The sequence below is a fragment of the Sphingobium sp. LMA1-1-1.1 genome, from assembly GCF_040676365.1.
Classification (GTDB): domain Bacteria; phylum Pseudomonadota; class Alphaproteobacteria; order Sphingomonadales; family Sphingomonadaceae; genus Sphingobium.
In genome coordinates, this window is record NZ_JBEGHS010000001.1 from 694,464 (window position 1) to 714,570 (window position 20,107).

Genomic DNA, 20,107 nt, shown 5'->3' on the forward strand with positions numbered 1-20,107 from the left:
GATCAGGCTTGCGACAGTGGATAATAGGACTGGAGCGAACGCACTTCAAGGGCATGGCCCTGAAGAGCCTCGATCGCATTGGCCGCCGCGACGCTGGCCGCCGCCGTGGTGAAGCTGGCGACCTTGGCGCGCAGGGCGCTCGTGCGGATCGCCTTGCTGTCCTTGAGCGACTGCCAGCCCTCCGTCGTGTTGAAGATCAGGTCGACATCGCCGTCGGTGATCTTGTCTACGATATGGGGACGGCCTTCGGCCACCTTGTTCACTGGCTGCACGGCGATGCCCTGCTCTTCCAGATAACGGGCGGTGCCGCCGGTCGCGATGATGGTGAAGCCCAGCGCCGCCATTTTCTGCACGGCGGGCAGGATCACCGGCTTGTCGCTGTCCTTGACCGACACGAACACCGTCCCGCTCTTGGGCAGGATGGTCCCCGCACCGAGCTGCGCCTTGGCGAAGGCGGTCGCGAAATCGCTGTCGATGCCCATGACTTCGCCGGTGCTCTTCATTTCCGGGGAAAGGACGGGATCGACGCCGGGGAAGCGGGCGAAGGGGAAGACGGCTTCCTTGACCGCAATGTGCGAAATCGCGTTGCGGTCGATCTTCGGCAGATCCTTCAGCTTCTCGCCCGCCATCACCCGGCTCGCGATCTTGGCGATGGGCGTGCCGATGGCCTTGGCGACGAAGGGCACGGTCCGGCTGGCGCGGGGGTTGACCTCGATCAGATAGACCGTCTGTCCCTCCGGCCCATCCTTGACCGCGAACTGGATGTTCATCAGGCCACGCACCGACAGCGCGCGGGCGAGGACATCGGCTTGGCGCTCGATCTCCGCGATGATGTCGTCCGACAGGCTGTAGGGCGGCAAGGAGCAGGCGGAGTCACCGGAATGGACGCCTGCTTCCTCGATATGCTGCAGCACGCCGGCAACCACCACGTCATCGCCGTCGCAGAGCGCGTCCACGTCCACCTCTACCGCGTCGCGCAGATATTGGTCGATCAGCACCGGGGAGTCGCCCGACACCTGAACGGCGGTGGCGATATATTCTTCCAGTTGCGCCTGGCCGTCGACGATCTCCATGGCGCGGCCGCCCAGGACATAGGACGGGCGCATCAGGACCGGATATCCGATGCGGTTGGCGACGGCGATGGCTTCTTCCCGGCTGCGGGCGATGCCATTGGCGGGCTGCTTGAGCTTCAGCCTGTCGATCAGCGCGGCGAAGCGCTCGCGGTCTTCGGCCAGGTCGATGGCGTCGGGCGAGGTGCCCAGGATCGGCACGCCCGCATCCTCCAGCGCCTGCGCCAGCTTCAGCGGCGTCTGCCCGCCGAACTGGACGATGACGCCGGCCAGCGTGCCGTTCGACATCTCGACGCTCAGTATTTCCAGCACGTCCTCGGCCGTCAGCGGCTCGAAATAGAGGCGGTCGGAGGTGTCATAGTCGGTCGACACCGTTTCCGGGTTGCAGTTGACCATGATCGTTTCATAGCCCGCCTCCGCCAGCGCAAAGCAGGCGTGGACGCAGCAATAGTCGAACTCGATGCCCTGGCCGATCCGGTTGGGACCACCGCCCAGGATGACGACCTTCCTGCGATCGGACGGCTGCGCCTCATTCTCCGCCTCGCCAAAGATCGGCGCTTCATAGGTGGAGTACATATAAGGCGTCTTCGCCTCGAACTCGGCGGCGCAGGTGTCGATCCGCTTGAAAACCGGGCGCACGCCCAGCTTGTGACGCAGGGCGCGGACTTCATCCTCGGTGACGCCACCGGTCATTGCCTTGACCGCGTCATGGATCAGGCCCGAACCGCGAGCGATGCCCCGCTCCATCCCGCGCAGATTGGCGGACTTGAGCGCCAGATAGGCCAAGCGCTTGTCGGAAAAGCCCATGGCCTTGAGGCGGCGCATCCCGTCGGCATCCTGCGGCAGGCCGTTGGACAGGATTTCCGCTTCGGCGTCGATGATTTCCTTGATCCGCTCCAGGAACCAGGGGTCGAACTTCGCGATATTGTGGATTTCGGCGACGGTCAGGCCCTCGCGCAGCGCCTGCGCGGCGACCAGCAGGCGATCGGGCGTCGGCTGGGCCAGCGCGGCGATGATGTCGTCCTTGGGCGCGCCGACCAGATGGTCGACCTCATTGAAGCCGCAAAGCCCGGTTTCCAGGCCGCGCAGCGCCTTCTGCATCGATTCATGGATGTTGCGGCCGATCGCCATCACCTCACCCACCGACTTCATCGCGGTGCCGAGCAGCGGTTCGCTCCCCTTGAACTTTTCAAAGGCGAAGCGCGGGATCTTGGTCACGACATAGTCGATCGTCGGTTCGAAACTGGCCGGGGTCGCGCCGGTGATGTCATTCTCGATCTCGTCCAGCGTATAGCCGACGGCGAGCTTGGCCGCGACCTTGGCGATCGGGAAGCCGGTCGCCTTCGACGCCAGCGCCGAAGAGCGCGAGACGCGCGGGTTCATCTCGATGACGATCAGGCGGCCATCCTTCGGATTGACTGCGAACTGTACGTTCGAACCACCTGTTTCGACACCGATTTCACGCAGCACCGCGATGCTCGCGTTGCGCATGATCTGATATTCCTTGTCGGTCAGGGTCAGCGCCGGCGCGACGGTGATGGAATCGCCCGTGTGGACGCCCATCGGATCGACATTTTCGATGGAGCAGATGATGATGGCATTGTCGTTCCTGTCACGGACGACCTCCATCTCATATTCCTTCCAGCCGAGCAGCGACTCTTCGATCAGCACTTCGGTGGTCGGGGACGCATCGAGGCCAGCGGCCGCGATCTGCTTGAACTCGTCCTTGTTGTAGGCGACGCCGCCGCCCGTGCCGCCAAGCGTGAAGCTGGGCCGGATGATGGATGGAAGCCCCGTGAATTCAAGGGCTTCCAGCGCTTCTTCCATAGTATGTGCGATACGCGACCGGGCGGATTCCAGGCCGATCTTGTCCATCGCATCGCGGAATTTCAGGCGATCCTCGGCCTTGTCGATGGCTTGCGCGTCGGCGCCGATCATCTTGACGCCGAACTTCTCCAGCGTGCCGTCATTGAACAGCGCGAGCGCGGTGTTGAGCGCGGTCTGGCCGCCCATGGTCGGCAGCACCGCGTCGGGGCGTTCCTTTTCGATGATCTTCGCCACGATTTCGGGCGTGATCGGTTCGACATAGGTGGCGTCGGCAAATTCCGGGTCGGTCATGATAGTGGCCGGGTTGGAATTGACCAGGATGATGCGATAGCCCTCTTCCTTGAGCGCCTTCACCGCCTGCGTGCCCGAATAGTCGAACTCGCAAGCCTGGCCGATGATGATCGGGCCAGCGCCGATGATGAGGATGGAGGAGATGTCGGTTCTTTTAGGCATTATTTGGCCTCTGTTTCAAATCGTTCGATGCGTTTGACGCTTCAATAGCCCGGCAACTTGGCGAAGGCGGCGTCGGTCATATCCTTGCCTATGAACAGCATTGCTCCATTGAACCTGCTGTCTGCCACGGAACCCAAGGCACACATGCTCTTCACCATGGTGCCTAGAGCCGGGCTATCTAGAACGCCGCGCCGCAGCTGAAGAAAAAGGACGAACTTTTCCTTATCGACAGGAAACAAAGTAGCATCAACATTCGACTTCGAAGCGGCGCTGTCTAATAGACTTAAAGCGTTTTGAGTTCCGGTGAACGTAATGGCTACACGAGCGGCTTCTGATTTACTCGTTCCGGCAAGCCGGTTGATGGCCTGCTCACATTCGACAGTTCCCTCTGCGGCTATGGCAGCGAACGGATGGCTCGACACTGCCAGCAGGACAGCAGGAATCGCGATGCGAATGGCTTCTCTCAATGCATACCCCCCAACTGCGCTTCACAACCCCAGCCGTCATATTCGACGCCGCACAGGATTTCGATCTGGAGGCATTTCTTCGTCAGGGCGCGGATCGATTGTTCATCGACCGGCTGTTCGCATTCGAGGAACAGGAAAAGGTCGCCATCCTCATCCTCTTCGCGGTCCAGTTCGACGAAGCCGAACTGGCTGGCGATGGTGAGGACACGCTCGAAATCCTTTTCGCTGCCCTTGAAGCTGACGTCGACCGGGCGGGCTATGCGCGCCACATCGCCATTCGCCGCGAGATTGGCGAGGACGGCCTTATCCGCCTCCCACTCTGCGGCGAGGCGGGCTTCGTCGACCGGGGGCAGATTGAGGCTCACTTAAGCTCCTCAACGAAGCGCTGGAACAGGTAGAAGCTGTCCTGCGGGCCGGGCGAGGCTTCGGGGTGGTATTGGACCGAGAAGGCCTTCCTGTCGGTCAGTTCAATGCCGCAATTGCTGCCGTCGAACAGCGACACATGGGTCGGCTTCACATTGGCGGGCAGCGTGTCGCTGTCGACCGCGAAACCGTGGTTCATCGAAGTGATCTCGACCAGACCGTCGGACAGGCGCTTGACCGGGTGGTTGGCGCCGCGATGGCCCTGATGCATCTTGATCGTCTTCGCCCCGGCGGCGAGCGCGAGCATCTGGTGGCCGAGGCAAATGCCGAAGACGGGCTTGTCGGCGTCCAGCACTTGCCTGATCACGGGCACGGCATATTCGCCGGTCGCGGCCGGGTCGCCGGGACCGTTGGAGAGGAACACGCCGTCGGGTTGCTGCTCCATCACCTGCTCATAGGTGGCGGTCGCAGGCAGCACGGTGACGCGAGCACCCGCCTTCACAAGGTTGCGGAAGATGTTGTTCTTCGCGCCATAATCAATGGCGACGACATGGGGGCGGTCATCCGCCGCTTCATTCACGCCGTAGCCGTGGCCGAGCTTCCACACGCCGTCTTTCCAGAGGCGGCTTTCCTTGGCGCTGACCTCGATGGCGAGGTCCATGCCTTCAAGGCCCGGCCATGCCGCAGCCTTGGCGGTGAGCGCCTCAAGGTCGAAATTGCCTTCGGGATCATGGGCGATGACGACGTTGGGCGCGCCCTTCACGCGGATCATGCGGGTGAGCGCGCGGGTGTCGACGCCAGCAAGCCCGATGCGGCCCTTTTCCTTCATCCACTGGTCGAAGGGCTCGACATTGCGGAAGTTGCTGGGTTCCGTGACGTCCTGCCGCACGACGCAGCCCAGCGCGTGGGGCAGGTCCGCCTCCACATCGTCCAGATTGGTGCCGACATTGCCGATATGCGGGAAAGTGAAGGTGACGATCTGCCCCGCATAGCTGGGGTCGGTCATCACTTCCTGATATCCGGTCATCGCCGTGTTGAAGCAAAGCTCACCCACGGCATCGCCAGTCGCACCGAAGCCGCGGCCGAAGACGGCGGAGCCATCGGCGAAAACCAATACCCCTGTCGCTCCTTTGGGCACAATGAGGGTCTTGGCGTCAGCCATGGTCGTATCGTCCTTTATGCTTTTGCTAGGAACCCGTCTTAAGCGGGTTAAACGGCCGGTCACCTATGCGCTGAACCATGGCTGGTCAACCACTGTAAAAAATCTCTTTTGCCGTTATATCTGATCCTTTCCGAAAGAGGCAGGATTCATTCGCATGATTCGCGACACCATCAAGAGCGCTCAGGTCACCGCCATGAAGGCAGGCGAGAAGGATCGGCTGGCCGCCGTGCGCCTGATCCTGGCGAAGCTGAAGGATCGCGACATCGAACTGCGCACCGCGTCCAGCGTGCCGGATGACGACACCATCGTGGTCGAGGTCCTGCAGAAGATGGCGAAGCAGCGCCGCGAATCCATCGACATGTTCCGGAGCGGCGGCCGCGACGAGCTGGCCGCGAAGGAGCAGGCGGAACTGGACGTGATCGAGAGCTTCCTGCCGCAGCAACTCGGCGAGGACGAGACAAAGGCCGCGATCGAGGCGATCAAGGCGGAAGTGGGTGCGGCCAGCGTCAAGGACATGGGCAAGGTCATGGCCGTGCTCAAGGAACGGCACGGGTCGGTGATCGACATGAGCAAGGCGAGCGGGCTGGTGAAGGCGGCGCTGGGCTGAGGTCGCATCCCCAGGGTCTTCAAGCCTCCCTTCTGGAGGGCTCCATTCCGGAAGATGGTCTCAAGCGGGAGGATGTAAGTTAAGCATGAGCCTGTCGCCCGCCTTCCTCGACGAATTGCGCGTGCGCACCTCGCTTTCCACCCTGATCGGGCGGACGGTGAAGGTGCAGAAGGCGGGCCGCGAATACAAGGCCTGCTGCCCCTTCCATAATGAGAAGACGCCCAGCTTCACCATCAACGACGAAAAGGGCTTTTATCACTGCTTCGGCTGCGGCGCGCACGGTGATGCGATCCGGTGGATGACCGATCATCGCGGCCTGCCGTTCATGGAGGCGGTGAAGGAACTGGCGCAGACGGCCGGGATGGACGTTCCCGCCCCTGATCCCCGCGCGGCGAAACGGGCAGAGCAGGCGCGGGGACTGCATGACGTCATGGCCGCCGCGCAGGGCTTTTTCGAGGAGCAGCTTGGCGGAATAGAGGGCGCGGAAGCACGATCCTACCTCCAGAAGCGCGGCATCGGCGCAGCGACCGCCAGAACTTTCGGCTTCGGCTTTTCTCCCGACGGACGGGGACGGCTCAAGACAGCGCTCAAGGAATTTGGCGAGCCGCTGCTGATAGAGGCCGGCTTGCTCATCGATCCGGATGGTGCCGAACCGGATGGCGGAAATGCCCGAAAACGCGAAAGCTACGATCGCTTCCGGGGCCGGCTGATGCTGCCGATCCGGGACATTCGCGGCCGGGTGATCGCTTTTGGCGGGCGCATATTGGGCGCGGGCGAGCCCAAATATCTGAACTCCCCCGACACGCCGCTCTTCGACAAGGGGCGCACGCTCTACAATATCGACCGGGCCTCTCCCGCCAGCCGGCATAGCGGCCGGATCATCGTCGTGGAGGGCTATATGGACGTGATCGCCCTCGCCCAGGCCGGCTTTGAGGAATCGGTGGCCCCCCTGGGCACGGCACTGACCGAGCATCAGATCGAGCGCCTGTGGAAGATGGCCGATGTGCCGATCCTCTGTTTCGACGGCGATGCGGCAGGCCAGAAGGCGGCGATCCGGGCAGCGATGCGCGCCCTGCCCCTGCTGCGGCCAGGCATGAGCCTGGCCTTCGCGACGCTTCCCGCCGGTCAGGATCCGGACGACCTCATCCGCGCGGAGGGGCCAGCGGCGATGGAAGCGGTGCTGGCTGCGGCCGAACCGCTGATCGAGCGGTTGTGGACCCATGAACAGGGCGCCGCGCCGCTGGATACACCGGAACAGCGCGCCGCGCTCAAGCAGCGCCTTTCGGCTATCACCGACGCCATCGCCCACCCCGACGTGCGGGCGCATTATATCCATGCCTTTCGCGAACGGCATGACGCGCTGTTCTTCGCGCGGGCGGCGTTCCAGCCCCGCCACCAGCGCGGTGGCGGCGCCCGATCCGGCTGGCAGCGGGACCGTCGGGGTAATTGGAAGCCCCCCCTTCCCCCCGCGGGAAGCGAGGCAAGGGCGATCGGCGCAAGCGGCATGGAACAACGGCTTTTGCGTGCCGTACTGGCCAGCCTGCTGCGGCATCCCGATCAGATTGCGCTACATCGAGAGACGCTTATCGGGCTTCGCGTGGCCGACTCCGCATTGGCGGAATTGCTGAATGCGATGATCACGGCCTCGTTCAGCAAAGAAACAGTTGAAACCGATGGCCTCCTTACCATATTGGGGCAAGGTGAAGTGTATAATATGGCAAAAGGGATGCTCCGGGCCGACACGTTCACATTCACCCCCCATAAAAGCAAGGCCGACTCGGATCGCGCGCGGCGCGACCTGGATGAGGCCATTCGGGTGATGGCGCAGGGACCGGAATTGGAGGCGGCGTTGGCACATGCCACCCGGCGGGCGAGAGAAGACCTCAACGAGGACAGCTTTGCCGAACAGCAAAGGGTCCACAAGTTGAAGCTGGATCATGATCGCCGCCTGGCGGAACTGGCGCAGTCCGAAGATATTATATGATATGGATCGCTCCCTTCACGGGCGCGGCGGAGTTAAGGCGAATAAATGGCGAGCAAGGCGAACGGCAAGGGTGCGGGTGAGGATACGGATACCGGCGATGCGCCGCTGCTGGATCTGAACGAGGCGTCGGTCAAGAAGCTGATCGCCCGCGCGAAGAAGCGCGGCTACATCACCTATGACGAGCTGAACGACGCGCTGCCGCAGGACCAGATGTCCTCCGAGCAGATCGAGGACATCATGTCCGCGCTCAACGAAATGGGCGTGAACATCGTCGAAAATGAGGAAGCCAGCGAGGACGGCGAGGATCAGCGCGACGACAGCGATGATGACAGCGCCGACGACAGCGCAGAAGACGACGGCTCGCCGCGCCCCGTAACGGAAAAGAAGAAGGAAACGGTCGACCGCACCGACGACCCCGTGCGCATGTACCTGCGCGAAATGGGGGCGGTGGAACTGCTCAGCCGCGAGGGCGAGATCGCCATCGCCAAGCGGATCGAGGCGGGTCGCGACACGATGATCCTGGGCCTGTGCGAAAGCCCGACCACCTTCAACGCGATCATCGAATGGTCGACCGCGCTCAACAATGGCGAGATGCAGTTGCGCGAGATCCTCGATCTCGACGCGATGCTGTCCAAGGATCCCGCTCCGGAAAATCTGGAGGAAGGCGCCGAGGACGACGACGGGGAGATCAGCGAGAAGACCGCTGGCCCCAGCTTCAAGGAAGAGGAAGAGCCGGAGGAGGAATCCGCCGATTCCGACGAGGATGAGGACGGCCTGACCGAACGCCGCGCCCGCCGGATGGAGGAGGAGGAAGAGGAGGACAACACCCTCTCCCTCGCCCAGATGGAAGAGACGCTCAAGCCGATGGCGCTGGAGAAATTCGCGACCATCACGGAGATTTTCCGCGCCTTTTCCAAGGCGCAGGAATCGCGCATGGCCGCCATGGCCAGCGGGGAAACGCTCAGCCAGAAGGCGGAGGACGACTATCAGGATCTGCGCGAACAGCTCACCGCCGAGGTCGAGAGCGTCCAGTTCCACCAGCAGAAGATCGAATATCTGGTCGACCAGCTCTATGCCTATAACCGGCGCCTGACCGCGCTGGGCGGGCAGATGCTGCGCCTTGCCGAGCGGCACAAGGTAAGCCGCAAGGATTTCCTCGACCGCTATGTGAACCATGAACTGGACGATGGCTGGCTCGACAAGGTGTCGGGGCTGGACAAGAAATGGGCCGCCTTCGCCGCCGCCGAGGGTCGCGCCGTGGAGCGCATCCGCGTCGAGGTGAGCGAGATCGCCCAGGCGACGGGCATGTCGCTTTCGGAATTCCGCCGCATCGTCAACATGGTGCAGAAGGGCGAACGCGAAGCGCGCATCGCCAAGAAGGAAATGGTCGAGGCGAACCTGCGCCTCGTCATCTCCATCGCCAAGAAATATACGAACCGCGGCCTGCAATTCCTTGATCTTATTCAGGAAGGCAATATCGGCCTGATGAAAGCGGTCGACAAGTTCGAATATCGGCGCGGCTACAAGTTCAGCACCTATGCGACCTGGTGGATCCGTCAGGCGATCACCCGATCGATTGCGGACCAGGCGCGAACCATCCGCATCCCCGTCCACATGATCGAAACGATCAACAAGCTGGTGCGGACCAGCCGCCAGTTCCTGCATGAACAGGGCCGCGAACCCACTCCGGAGGAGATGGCCGAGCGGCTGTCCATGCCGCTGGAGAAGGTGCGCAAGGTGATGAAGATCGCCAAGGAGCCGATCTCGCTGGAAACGCCGATCGGTGATGAGGAAGACAGCCATCTGGGCGACTTCATCGAGGACAAGAATGCGATCATCCCCGTGGATGCCGCCATTCAGGCGAATCTCAAGGAAACCGTCACGCGCGTTCTGGCATCGCTGACCCCGCGCGAGGAACGCGTGCTGCGCATGCGCTTTGGCATCGGCATGAACACCGACCATACGCTGGAAGAGGTCGGACAGCAGTTCAGCGTCACCCGCGAACGCATCCGCCAGATCGAGGCGAAGGCGCTGCGCAAGCTCAAGCACCCGAGCCGCAGCCGCAAGATGCGCAGCTTCCTGGACCAATAGAGGCGCTTCGGCAGGCCGAGGCCGCAGCGCGGCAGGATGATCGAAAAAGGGCGGCTTCGGGCCGCCCTTTTTTACTGGCGTAAACTCCTCTTTTACCTCGACTCTCTACCGTCGCGGAATGTGGCTCCGCTGGTTGGCCGGCGTGTGCAGGGGAAGATGATGAGCGAAGCAGCACCGCGCTATCAATTTGGCGATGTATCGCAGATCCTGGATGCCGTGGTCGCCGCCGACGGCACGGCCGGACATGGCTATGCCAGCGGCGCGCGGGCGAGTTTCGGCGCGAATGCCACGATGTCGCTGCCCGACCTGGCCGACGCAGCCTATTATCTCTGCCTGCTCCATGGCCGTCATCCCGGCGTGATCGACCACGCCGCCACCCGATCCGCAGACAATGCGGCGCGCAACTGGCTGATCCAGGCGGCCGACGCCTTTGCACGGGAACGGGCCTATCTGACCCAGGTGACTGTCGCCGTCGGTCCCGCGCCCAGCACGGCGGGACAGAGCGATTGCGAAACCGTCGTCAGTCAGCAGCGCCATGCCCTCGACATGCTGGCCCAGTCGGACCGGCGGGGCTGCGCCATGGGCGCGGCGATCGCGCTGGTGCTCGACTGGCGGGCGGTGCGGCACGTTCTGGACATCGCGGCGATTCGCGTCGGGCTCGAACCCCATGTCTGCGATCTTCCCGATCGGCCGGCGACGCTGGAGGTCGCCAGGGAAATCGGCGGCGACGACGCCGTCGACCGTGCCATCCTGTTCGGAACACGCCAGTTGCTCAACCAGCATCGCGGGCTGTGGGATGTGCTTCAGGCCCGCGCAGGAATACGCGCCGGCAAGGATCAGGCCGTGACTGGCCGATAAAGGCTTTGCGCTCCACCCCTGCTTTGCCATAGTTGGCCCGGCACAAGCAGGGTGAGAAGCAGCAATATGCGGTTTGAAGGCACGCAGGATTATGTCGCCACCGACGATCTGAAGGTCGCCGTCAACGCCGCGGTGCTGCTTCGCCGTCCGCTGTTGGTGAAGGGCGAGCCGGGCACCGGCAAGACCGTGCTGGCGCAGGAAATCGCCAGGGCCCTGGGCGCTCCGCTGATCGAATGGAACGTCAAGTCGACGACCAAGGCGCATCAGGGGCTGTACGAATATGATGCCGTCGCCCGGTTGCGCGATGGCCAGCTCGGCGATCCGCGCGTTCACGACATCGGCAATTATATCCGCAAGGGAAAGCTGTGGGAGGCATTCACCTCCCCTACCCTGCCGGTCCTGCTGATCGACGAGATCGACAAGGCCGACATCGAATTCCCCAACGACCTGCTGCAGGAACTCGATCGCATGGCCTTCCACGTCTACGAGACGGGGGAAACGGTCGCTGCCAGGGAGCGGCCGGTGGTGGTCATCACCTCCAATAATGAGAAGGAACTGCCCGACGCCTTCCTGCGCCGCTGCTTCTTCCACTATATCAAATTCCCCGACCGGGAGACGATGCAGGCGATCATCGACGTCCATTTCCCCGGCATCCAGAAGGTCCTGGTCAAGCGCGCGATGGAAATCTTCTACGAATTGAGGGAAGTCCCCGGTCTCAAGAAGAAGCCATCGACCAGCGAACTGCTCGACTGGCTGAAGCTGATCCTGGCGGAGGACATGCCGCTCGACATATTGCAGGACCGCGATCCCACCAAGGCGATCCCGCCACTCCACGGCGCCCTGCTCAAGAATGAGCAGGACATCATGATGTTCGAACGGCTTGCCTTCATGGCCCGGCGACAGGGCCGGTAAGGATGCCCCCCTTCAACTGAAAGGCCCGACCCATGGCTCATCAAGCTGGATGCCTGTGCGGACAGGTACGGATCGACATCGATGCGGAACCCATGGCGGCGCGCATGTGCTGGTGCCGGCTTTGCCAGTATCTGGGCGCCGGATCGGGAACGGTGAATGTCTGCTTCCCTTCCAACAAGCTGACGGTGACCGGCGAGGTGCGCTGGCATCACAGCGTGGCGGACAGCGGCAATGCCATGCGGCGCGGCTTCTGCCCCGAATGCGGCACGCCGCTGTTCAGCCTGGCCGAATCGCGTCCCCACCTCACCTTCATTCGGGCTGGCGCGCTTGACGATCCTGAGCTTCTGGGACCGCAGGCGGTGATCTGGACCGATGCGGCGCCCGATTGGGCGCATCTGGACCCGGAATTGCCCCATTATCCGGCACAAATGCCGCCCGTGACCTGAAAGGCCGCTTGCGCCGCCGATGCATTTCGGCTCAACTTCCCCCGACGTTCAAAGCCGCGCCAAGACGGCCATGAATCGGAGGAAGGATGCCAATGCCCAAGCGTGCGTGGTCCCTTTTATCGGCGGTGCTGGCCCTGTCAGCGCCCGCATTCGCGCGCGCGGCCGAGGAAAGGGAAGCCTGGACACCCACTGCCACCGCGCTGCGCGCCGATGCAGCGGGGATCAGCATGCCGCAGACAGTCGCCGGGCTGTCCCTCTCCAAGAGCGGGGAGGTTTCCAACGGCGGCAAGGGGATCGACAATTACGCCCAATATCTGTCCGAAGACGGCGCGGTCCAGGCGACGCTCTATGTCTATCTGCCCAGCTATGCCGACGCGTCGCTGGCCGCCTATATGACGGACAAGGCGGTGATGGAGCGCTTTGGCGCAAGGACGCACCGCACCGATTATTCCAGCGTCGCCGTTGCGGGGCGCGCCAATGCCGCCATTCGCGCCATCTATGACGATGCCGCCGACGGTGCGCTCACCACGGCGGCGGCATTCCTGCACGCCGGACGCTGGATCGTGAAGCTGCGCGTCACGGGACCGACCGAACGGCGGAGGGAAGTCCTCGCAGGCCTGGACGGCATGCTGGCGCGTCTCCGCTTCGATGCGCCCGCATCCATCCATGCCACAAAACCGGCGAGGCTGACGGCGTGCCCGGCCGTCGACGCGGCCGAAGCGCGGCTGACCCATCAGACATCTGCCCAACCCGTCGATAATTCCCTGCCCCGCGAAGGGCAGGCAGATCTTTGCGTCCGCGGGAAGGCCGAAACCGCCAATGGCAGCTACGACATCCTGCAACAGGCCGGCATTGCCGACGGCGCGATCATCGTGCCGGTGGACGATTCGGGCACGGTAATGACATTTGATCCCGCCACGACCGGCAGCGGCTATCAGCTTTCGATCCACTCGGTGGGCCAGACCGATCTCTACGGCATTTACGACAAGGTGCCGAGTGCGCGGCAGATTGCCCAGATACTGGATGGAAAGGATCCGCAAACCGCGCAGGCCGGGGCAACCGCAGCCTACACCGCCAGCGGCCAGATGACGGTGCGGACGGCGGACGCAAAGCTGCATTAGGGCGGGCTTCCGGGCGGCCGGGCAGAAATGCGGAGCGGCAGGATAGCCGATCAGATCAGATAGCCGACCTCATAAAGGCCCCAACGCCGGCCGCCGAACATCAGCGGCACAAAGACGCTGCGCAGCGCCCGGTAACGCCCCTCGCCCAGATCCTGGCGATAGGTGAACAGGAAAAAATCCCCTTCTCCATCCAGGGCGCGGCGCGTCTGGCTGTCCATGAAAATCTGCCGGTTGCGCGCATGCTCCATGTTCCATCGCGCCTCGCCGGGCCGCTGCGGCTGGCTGCGCGCGCTGATATGGGTTGGCAGATAACCATTCATGTCGATCAGGCAACAACCGACGATGGCGCTGTCCTGCGCCGTGCGACGATCCAGGACGGGTTGCACGAAGCGGTCGGCAAAGGCGGTGAAGCCATTTTCATATTGCGCCGGTTCTGAACCGGGAGCCGGCCGATAGGCGGTATCGAACAGGCCGGCCATATCCAGCGCGCCTTCCGTCAGCGCCCGTTCGATCAGCGCCTGCACCTCCTCCGCCCCTTCTTCGGCGAACCCGATATAGCGGCTGTTGCGCGTGACGTGCCCGCCATGCGCCGCCGTGTTGAGCATCGCGTTCGCCATGCCCTCCAGGCTCTCCAGATGGCTGCGCGCCGTCGCCACGCGCGTCGCGCTCTCCGTCGCGGACTGGCTGAAACGGGCCAGCCCCTGCCGCAAGGCCGCCACATCGCCATCCGCCTCATCCGTGCAGGTGGCGATCGTGTCGGAACGTTGCCCGAATTGCGTCACCAGCGAAGCGATTTCCGCCATGCTGACGCGCAGAGTATCGATATGCGAACCGACGTCGCGGCCACGCAGGATATTGGCCTCGACCCCGCCGATCAGTCGCCGGGCGTCATGGTCGAGCTGCCCCAGCTTGTCCCCCACGGAAGCGGCGGACTCGCCCGCCTGCCCCGCCAGCCGACGGATTTCGTCCGCCACCACGGCAAAGCCCTGCGTCGCCTCGCCTCCGCGGGCCGCCTCGATCGCTGCGTTCACGCCGAGCAGGCGGGTCTGCCGCGCGATCGCGCCCAGTTGCCCGGAAATATCGCCCACGGTCTCGATAACGCTCAGAAATTGCCGCAAATGCCCTTCAAGGCCAGTCACATTCTCGATCAGCTCCGTGACCTGGCCCAGGGAACGGCCAATCGCCTCATGCCCCTGGGCGATGATCTGCCCTGCGCGACGGGCCGTCAGGCTCAGCTCCTGCGCAGCCAGCACGCTTTCATTCTGGCTGACGGCCAGCGCCTGCATCGTTGATTGCAGTTCGCCCAGATGCGCCGAGTCCTCATGAATGCGGCGGGTTAGCTCCCCCAGAAAGCCTGCCGTTTCGCTGCATTGCAACGCAATGTCGCCCGATCGCTCCCCCAGGTCGGTCAACAAATCTCCGTTTTCCAATGGTCACCGCCCCATTCCACCCAATATGGATACTGCCCTGTTAACGATGCAATGCAACACTTAACATTCCGACAACGTCCGCTGCTTGCATGATCCGCCAAGCTGGCGGACAAGGGCGCCATCATGATGCTCAACTTTCTCGATGCGCTGCGCGCTGCCGGCATTCCCGCCAGCATCAAGGAACATCTGCTGCTGCTGGAGGCGCTGGACCGGGACGTGATCGGACAGCGCCCGGAGGATTTCTATTATCTCGCGCGCGCCACCTATGTGAAGGACGAGGGGCTGATAGACCGCTTCGACCAGGTATTCGCCCGAGTATTCAAAGGCGTGCTGGACAGCGAAGCGGTGGAGGCGGACATCCCGGAGGACTGGCTGCGGCTGGTGGCGGAAAAATTCCTAAGTCCGCAGGAAATGGAGAAGATCAGGTCCCTGGGAAGCTGGGACGAGATCATGGAAACGCTGAAGAAGCGGCTGGAGGAGCAGAAGGGGCGTCACCAGGGCGGCAACAAATGGATCGGCACCGGCGGCACATCCCCCTTCGGCCATGGCGGCTATAATCCCGAGGGCGTGCGGATCGGTGGCGAGGGCCGGCACAAGCGCGCCATCAAGGTCTGGGAAAAACGCGAATTCGCCAATCTGGACAATCAAAGGGAACTGGGCACCCGCAACATCAAGGTTGCGCTGCGGCGGCTGCGCCGCTTCGCGCGGGAGGGCGCGGCCGACGAACTGGACCTGGACGAGACGATCCGGGGAACGGCGCGGCAAGGCTGGCTCGACATCCGCATGCGGCCAGAGCGGCACAATGCAGTGAAACTGCTGCTGTTCCTGGACGTGGGCGGATCGATGGACCCGTTCATCATGCTTTGCGAGGAGCTGTTCTCGGCGGCGACGAGCGAATTCAGGAACATGGAGTTCTTCTACTTCCACAACTGCCTTTATGAGGGCGTGTGGAAGGACAACCGCCGCCGCTTTTCCGAACGCACGCCGACCTGGGATATCCTCCACAAATATGGGCATGACTATAAGGTGATCTTCGTCGGCGACGCGGCGATGAGCCCCTATGAGATCAGCCATCCCGGCGGCTCGGTCGAACATATGAACGACGAACCGGGCGCAACCTGGCTGAGCCGCGTGCTGCATACCTATCCGGCGGCCGTTTGGCTGAACCCCGCGCAGGAGGCGCACTGGGGTTATAATCAGTCGACCCGGATGATCCGCGAAATCATGAACGGGCGCATGTATCCGCTGACGATCGAGGGGATAGACGACGCCATGCGGGAACTGACGCGCAAGCGGTGATCCGCCGGCTCGCCCGGTATTGCCGAGGCGACGGAAAACAGCCCTGGGCGGAAGAATTCACGCCGGTTCGAAGAGCACGCCGCCCGTCATCGGCTGCGGCGCGCCGGTCGTGCCGGGGAAGCTGATGGGCAGGCCCTTCATATGGCGTACGGCCATATAGGCGAAACCCTGCGCCTCCAGCGCGTCGCCGTCCCATCCCAGCTCGTCCACCGGCCGCACATCCGCGCCGGTATAGGCCCCCAGCATTCGCATCAGCGTCGCATTGCGGCGTCCTCCGCCAGCGGCATAGATGCGCGTCGGCCGTTCGACGAGATGCTCCATCCCCCGCGCAACGGCTGCGGCGGAAAAGGCCGTCAGGGTCGCCGCGCCATCCGCAAGCGACAGCCCGCGCACCGCGTCGATGGTGAACGCCTCGCGGTCTATGCTCTTGGGCGGAGCGACGGCGAACCACGGGTCGGACAGCATGCGGGCCAGCCGCGCCTCGTCGACCTGGCCGCTGGCCGCGGTCGCGCCATCCTCGTCGAAGCTGCGGTCGCCATGGGTCTGCATCCAATTGTCGATGAGGCCGCTTGCCATGCCGGTGTCGAAGGCAAAAATCTCCCCGTCGGAGGCAATGGCGGTAAGGTTGGCGACCCCGCCCAGGTTCAGCACGGCGAGCGGCTTCGCCAGATCATGGGCCAGCGCACGATGATATACGGGGAGCAGCGGCGCGCCCTGCCCGCCTGCCGCGACATCGGCGCTGCGCAGGTCCGCGACGACAGGGATGCCGAATGCCCCCGCCAGGGCGGCGCCGTCGCCGATCTGCCAGGTCCAGCGCCATTCGGGACGATGGGCCACGGTATGGCCATGGAAGCCGATGACGGCAACGTCCTGCGTCACATGGCCGCTGCGGGCCAGCAGGTCCGATATCGCCTCGACATGAAGCTCCGTCAGTTCCTCCTCGACCGCGTGGATGAGCGGTTCGAAACCCGGCCTCTCCATCGTCATGGCGCGCTGACAGGCTTCGGCAAGGCGAAGGCGGAAGCCCTCGCCATAGGGCATGGCGTGGAAAGCGACGCCCTTGCCGGCGCCCTCGCCATCGGTTTCTATCAACGCGGCGTCTATGCCGTCGCGCGATGTTCCCGACATCAGGCCTATTGCGAGCATCGATGATCCTGCCTCTTTTACACTATTCCTCTCAATGCTACAGGGCCGCGCCATGAGCAACTACCAGTCCGATCTGCTCCGCCTGCTCGAAGCGCGCGGCTATATCCACCAGCTGACCGATGCGGAGGGCCTGGACGCCCTGGCCGCCAGACAGATCGTGCCGGGCTATATCGGGTTCGATCCCACGGCGCCCTCGCTGCATGTCGGTCACCTGGTGTCGATCATGATGCTCCGCCAATTGCAGAAGGCCGGGCACAAGCCCATCGTCCTGATGGGCGGGGGCACCGGCAAGATCGGCGATCCCAGCTTCAAGGACGAGGCCCGCAAACTGCTGACCACAGACACGATCGCGCAGAATGTCGGGAGCATCAAAAGCGTGTTCGAACGCTTCCTGACATTCGGCGACGGGCCGACCGACGCGATCATGGCGGACAATGCCGATTGGCTGGACCGCCTGGAATATATCCCGTTCCTGCGCGACATCGGCCAGCATTTCTCGGTCAACCGGATGCTGAGCTTCGATTCGGTGAAGCTGCGACTGGACCGGGAACAGTCGCTGAGTTTCCTGGAGTTCAACTATATGATCCTCCAGGCCTATGATTTTCTGGAACTGTCGCGCCGTTCGGCCTGCCGGTTGCAGATGGGCGGGTCGGATCAGTGGGGCAACATCGTCAACGGCGTCGAACTGGCACGCCGGGTGGACGGTACGCATGTGTTCGGGTTGACCACCCCGCTGCTGACCAATGCCGACGGCACGAAGATGGGCAAGACCGTGGGCGGCGCCGTCTGGCTCAATGAGGACCAGCTTTCGCATTATGATTACTGGCAGTTCTGGCGCAACACGGCCGATGCCGACGTTGCCAGCCGGCTCCGCCTGTTCACCGATCTGCCGATGGACGAAGTGGAGCGGCTGGCCGCCCTGCAGGGAGCCGAAATCAACGAGGCGAAGAAGATCCTGGCGAATGAGGCGACGACCCTTTGCCGCGGTGCCGAAGCCGCCGCCGCGGCCGCGGAGACGGCCCGGCGAACCTTTGAAGAGGGCGCATCGGACGCCAATCTGCCCAGCGTCAGCCTGGGCGCGGACGGGCTGAACATCCTGCAGGGGACGACAGCGCTGGGCTTTGCCGCTTCCAACAAGGAAGTGCGGCGAAAGCTGGCCGAGGGCGCGATCCGCGTCAATGGCGAGGTGGTGAGCGATCCCGCCCTGTCGCTGAAGGCCGGTGACAAGGTCAGCTTCGGCGCGAAACGGCACGGGCTGGTAACCCCCTGAAATCAAAAAAGGCTTTAGGCGGCCTTAACCACAATAGGTAAGGAAGAGGCCATCTTCCTTACCTATCCTGTTTCCATGCCTTCAGTGTTCGCCAGCCTTTCCCATCTGAACGAGCGGGGTCCCGCGGTCAGCCAGCGGCGCGTGCAGCGAGATCTGGTCGATATGGTCAGCCATATCACGGCAAAGGGCCGCAGCCATGGTGTGCGGATCATCAACATCTCTGCCCTGGGCCTGATGTGCCGGACAGAGGCGCCCCTGACCATTGGCGAGCGGGTAACGATATGGCTGCCCGTGGTGAAGAACCAGGCCGCGGAAGTGCGCTGGTCGGAAGAAGGACGGATCGGCGTGGAGTTCCTGCAGCGGATCGAGCCGGAGGTCTATGACGCCATGCTCGCCCTCATACCGCCGCGCCAGACGGCCTGGTAAACGCCTTACCCAGATCATCCCCCGCCTCCAGCCGCTGACGCGATCGCACCAGCGCCTGCGGCATTTGCGTACGCAGGAAATGCATCATCGCCTCTCGCACCTCGCAGCGCAGGTCAAAGGCTATGCCGGCGTTGCGGGCGCTCAGAAGGCCGCGCAGTTCCAGCGCATCGGCGCGCTGGTCGGTCACCTGCATGATGGCGACGCGGCCGTCCCAGCGGCTGTTGGCCTGGACCGCCTCGATGAATCTCGCCCGTATCGCCTCTATGTCCGCGGCGGGATCGACATAAAGGAAGACGGTGCCGAGCAGGTCGGAGGTTTTCGTCGTCCAGTTCTGGAAGGGCTTTTCGAGGAAATAGGATACCGGCACGATCATCCGCCGGTCGTCCCAGATGCGGACGACGACATAGGTCAGCTTGATATCCTCGATCCGGCCCCATTCACCCTCGACGATGACGACATCATCCAGCCGGATCGGTTCGGAAAAGGCCATCTGTATGCCCGCGATCAGATTCTTGAGCGCGGGCTGCGCGGCGGCGCCGACGGCCAGCCCCGCCAGCCCCGCCGATGCCATCAGCGTAACGCCGATGCTCCGTACGCCGGGAATGGCGATCAGCATCAGCGAGAGGATCAGGAAGCCGACGATGAACTGCGTCACGCGGTAGAGGATACGGATTCGGGTATGCTGCCGCCGCGCCTTGAGATTGTCCGCCACGCTGATGTCGCTGCGGCGCTCCAGGATGATGCGCCCCGCCCGCATCAGGGAAAAGATCAGCCATCCCATGAGCAGGATGAACAGCATCCTGGAACCGATGGACCAGATCGCCTCCACATTCGGGGTGAAGGTCAGCGGCTGGACGCCCGCCGACAATGTCATGAGGACGATCAGCCAGCGCGTAGGGTGGTAGAGGGCGGGCAGGATCACCGGCTCCATCCGCATCCGGTGGACGATCCGGGTCGCCAGCCAATAGGCCAGCCAATGGAGCAGGAAGGCGACGACGACCGACAGGCCGATCGAGATCGCCGCCATCGACGTGACATGGTGCAGGCTGATGTCGGATTGCATGGCGATGCAACGACAGGGCGGCGGGATGGTTTCGCAACTGCGGCAAGACGTTGTTTTCACAATATGTGCCGCGCCGTCCTGTCCTGTTCCTGGCCCTGTTCCTGAAGGCAGG

At 63.4% G+C, this 20,107-nt stretch carries 17 protein-coding genes; 10 read left to right on the forward strand and 7 right to left on the reverse strand.

What is annotated here, in order from left to right; all coding sequences use genetic code 11:
* Positions 1 to 2: 2 nt before the first annotated feature.
* From carB to carA, 4 genes are read right to left on the reverse strand one after another with little or no spacing between them, the layout of a single operon-like run.
* Positions 3 to 3,350 carry a carbamoyl-phosphate synthase large subunit gene (gene carB / locus MRBLMA1_RS03395; RefSeq protein ID WP_363735008.1) on the reverse strand — a complete coding sequence of 1,116 codons (3,348 nt, stop codon included), beginning with the start codon at positions 3,348 to 3,350 and terminating at the stop codon, positions 3 to 5.
* Between the two features lie 41 nt (positions 3,351 to 3,391).
* Complete coding sequence (locus MRBLMA1_RS03400) at positions 3,392 to 3,817, reverse strand: hypothetical protein (RefSeq protein WP_363735010.1); 426 nt, start codon at positions 3,815 to 3,817, stop codon at positions 3,392 to 3,394.
* The gene (locus tag MRBLMA1_RS03405; RefSeq protein WP_363735012.1) at positions 3,814 to 4,182 is read right to left on the reverse strand and encodes a ribonuclease E inhibitor RraB; all 369 of its coding nucleotides are present in this window, start codon (positions 4,180 to 4,182) and stop codon (positions 3,814 to 3,816) included. Before MRBLMA1_RS03405 ends, MRBLMA1_RS03400 begins: the two co-directional genes overlap by 4 nt.
* Positions 4,179 to 5,342 (reverse strand): glutamine-hydrolyzing carbamoyl-phosphate synthase small subunit, encoded by a 1,164-nt coding sequence (gene carA, locus MRBLMA1_RS03410; RefSeq protein WP_363735013.1) that lies wholly within the window; start codon positions 5,340 to 5,342, stop codon positions 4,179 to 4,181. Before carA ends, MRBLMA1_RS03405 begins: the two co-directional genes overlap by 4 nt.
* A 154-nt stretch (positions 5,343 to 5,496) precedes the next feature.
* On the opposite strand from carA, the gene MRBLMA1_RS03415 reads away from it, so the two are divergent.
* From MRBLMA1_RS03415 to MRBLMA1_RS03445, 7 genes are all read left to right on the forward strand, one after another.
* Entirely contained in the window at positions 5,497 to 5,949 is a 453-nt protein-coding gene (locus tag MRBLMA1_RS03415) for a GatB/YqeY domain-containing protein (protein ID WP_363735015.1), read from the forward strand.
* An 85-nt stretch (positions 5,950 to 6,034) separates the two neighbouring features.
* Positions 6,035 to 7,933, forward strand: a complete 1,899-nt coding sequence (gene dnaG, locus MRBLMA1_RS03420; RefSeq protein ID WP_363735017.1) for a DNA primase — start codon at positions 6,035 to 6,037, stop codon at positions 7,931 to 7,933.
* 45 nt (positions 7,934 to 7,978) lie between these two features.
* Positions 7,979 to 10,024, forward strand: a complete 2,046-nt coding sequence (gene rpoD, locus MRBLMA1_RS03425; protein WP_363735019.1) for an RNA polymerase sigma factor RpoD — start codon at positions 7,979 to 7,981, stop codon at positions 10,022 to 10,024.
* Positions 10,025 to 10,183: 159 nt separating this feature from the next.
* Positions 10,184 to 10,882 carry a DUF6975 family protein gene (locus MRBLMA1_RS03430; RefSeq protein WP_363735392.1) on the forward strand — a complete coding sequence of 233 codons (699 nt, stop codon included), beginning with the start codon at positions 10,184 to 10,186 and terminating at the stop codon, positions 10,880 to 10,882.
* Between the two features lie 66 nt (positions 10,883 to 10,948).
* A complete protein-coding gene (locus MRBLMA1_RS03435; protein WP_363735021.1) occupies positions 10,949 to 11,794 on the forward strand; it encodes an AAA family ATPase in 846 nt (281 codons plus the stop codon).
* Positions 11,795 to 11,826: 32 nt separating this feature from the next.
* Complete coding sequence (locus MRBLMA1_RS03440; protein WP_363735022.1) at positions 11,827 to 12,240, forward strand: GFA family protein; 414 nt, start codon at positions 11,827 to 11,829, stop codon at positions 12,238 to 12,240.
* A 92-nt stretch (positions 12,241 to 12,332) separates the two neighbouring features.
* A complete protein-coding gene (locus MRBLMA1_RS03445; RefSeq protein WP_363735023.1) occupies positions 12,333 to 13,361 on the forward strand; it encodes a hypothetical protein in 1,029 nt (342 codons plus the stop codon).
* 50 nt (positions 13,362 to 13,411) lie between these two features.
* On the opposite strand, the gene MRBLMA1_RS03450 is transcribed toward MRBLMA1_RS03445, so the two are convergent.
* Positions 13,412 to 14,776 (reverse strand): methyl-accepting chemotaxis protein, encoded by a 1,365-nt coding sequence (locus tag MRBLMA1_RS03450; protein WP_363735024.1) that lies wholly within the window; start codon positions 14,774 to 14,776, stop codon positions 13,412 to 13,414.
* 138 nt (positions 14,777 to 14,914) lie between these two features.
* Between MRBLMA1_RS03450 and MRBLMA1_RS03455 the strand changes: the two genes are divergently transcribed.
* Positions 14,915 to 16,090 carry a vWA domain-containing protein gene (locus MRBLMA1_RS03455; protein ID WP_363735025.1) on the forward strand — a complete coding sequence of 392 codons (1,176 nt, stop codon included), beginning with the start codon at positions 14,915 to 14,917 and terminating at the stop codon, positions 16,088 to 16,090.
* A gap of 57 nt (positions 16,091 to 16,147) precedes the next feature.
* Here MRBLMA1_RS03455 and MRBLMA1_RS03460 read toward each other — a convergent pair whose 3' ends face one another.
* Complete coding sequence (locus tag MRBLMA1_RS03460; RefSeq protein ID WP_363735026.1) at positions 16,148 to 17,236, reverse strand: anhydro-N-acetylmuramic acid kinase; 1,089 nt, start codon at positions 17,234 to 17,236, stop codon at positions 16,148 to 16,150.
* Positions 17,237 to 17,288: 52 nt separating this feature from the next.
* Here MRBLMA1_RS03460 and tyrS point away from each other — a divergent pair, with 52 nt between their 5' ends.
* Together tyrS and MRBLMA1_RS03470 are read left to right on the forward strand one after the other, a co-directional pair.
* Positions 17,289 to 18,506: a tyrosine--tRNA ligase gene (gene tyrS, locus MRBLMA1_RS03465; RefSeq protein WP_363735027.1), complete on the forward strand. Its 1,218-nt coding sequence runs from the start codon at positions 17,289 to 17,291 to the stop codon at positions 18,504 to 18,506.
* A 75-nt stretch (positions 18,507 to 18,581) separates the two neighbouring features.
* Complete coding sequence (locus tag MRBLMA1_RS03470) at positions 18,582 to 18,932, forward strand: PilZ domain-containing protein (protein WP_363735028.1); 351 nt, start codon at positions 18,582 to 18,584, stop codon at positions 18,930 to 18,932.
* Here MRBLMA1_RS03470 and MRBLMA1_RS03475 read toward each other — a convergent pair.
* The gene (locus MRBLMA1_RS03475) at positions 18,904 to 19,995 is read right to left on the reverse strand and encodes a mechanosensitive ion channel family protein (protein WP_363735029.1); all 1,092 of its coding nucleotides are present in this window, start codon (positions 19,993 to 19,995) and stop codon (positions 18,904 to 18,906) included. The two genes, MRBLMA1_RS03470 and MRBLMA1_RS03475, sit on opposite strands and share 29 nt — an antisense overlap.
* Positions 19,996 to 20,107: the final 112 nt, after the last annotated feature.

Excerpts from the sequence above, each read along its gene's own strand:
- carB (WP_363735008.1), bottom strand. The coding sequence starts at position 3,350 with ATGCCTAAAAGAACCGACATCTCCTCCATCCTCATCATCGGCGCTGGC.
- carA (WP_363735013.1), bottom strand. The coding sequence starts at position 5,342 with ATGGCTGACGCCAAGACCCTCATTGTGCCCAAAGGAGCGACAGGGGTA.
- MRBLMA1_RS03415 (WP_363735015.1), top strand. The coding sequence starts at position 5,497 with ATGATTCGCGACACCATCAAGAGCGCTCAGGTCACCGCCATGAAGGCA.
- dnaG (WP_363735017.1), top strand. The coding sequence starts at position 6,035 with ATGAGCCTGTCGCCCGCCTTCCTCGACGAATTGCGCGTGCGCACCTCG.
- rpoD (WP_363735019.1), top strand. The coding sequence starts at position 7,979 with ATGGCGAGCAAGGCGAACGGCAAGGGTGCGGGTGAGGATACGGATACC.
- MRBLMA1_RS03430 (WP_363735392.1), top strand. The coding sequence starts at position 10,184 with ATGAGCGAAGCAGCACCGCGCTATCAATTTGGCGATGTATCGCAGATC.
- MRBLMA1_RS03435 (WP_363735021.1), top strand. The coding sequence starts at position 10,949 with ATGCGGTTTGAAGGCACGCAGGATTATGTCGCCACCGACGATCTGAAG.
- MRBLMA1_RS03440 (WP_363735022.1), top strand. The coding sequence starts at position 11,827 with ATGGCTCATCAAGCTGGATGCCTGTGCGGACAGGTACGGATCGACATC.
- MRBLMA1_RS03445 (WP_363735023.1), top strand. The coding sequence starts at position 12,333 with ATGCCCAAGCGTGCGTGGTCCCTTTTATCGGCGGTGCTGGCCCTGTCA.
- MRBLMA1_RS03455 (WP_363735025.1), top strand. The coding sequence starts at position 14,915 with ATGATGCTCAACTTTCTCGATGCGCTGCGCGCTGCCGGCATTCCCGCC.
- MRBLMA1_RS03460 (WP_363735026.1), bottom strand. The coding sequence starts at position 17,236 with ATGCTCGCAATAGGCCTGATGTCGGGAACATCGCGCGACGGCATAGAC.
- tyrS (WP_363735027.1), top strand. The coding sequence starts at position 17,289 with ATGAGCAACTACCAGTCCGATCTGCTCCGCCTGCTCGAAGCGCGCGGC.
- MRBLMA1_RS03470 (WP_363735028.1), top strand. The coding sequence starts at position 18,582 with ATGCCTTCAGTGTTCGCCAGCCTTTCCCATCTGAACGAGCGGGGTCCC.
- MRBLMA1_RS03475 (WP_363735029.1), bottom strand. The coding sequence starts at position 19,995 with ATGCAATCCGACATCAGCCTGCACCATGTCACGTCGATGGCGGCGATC.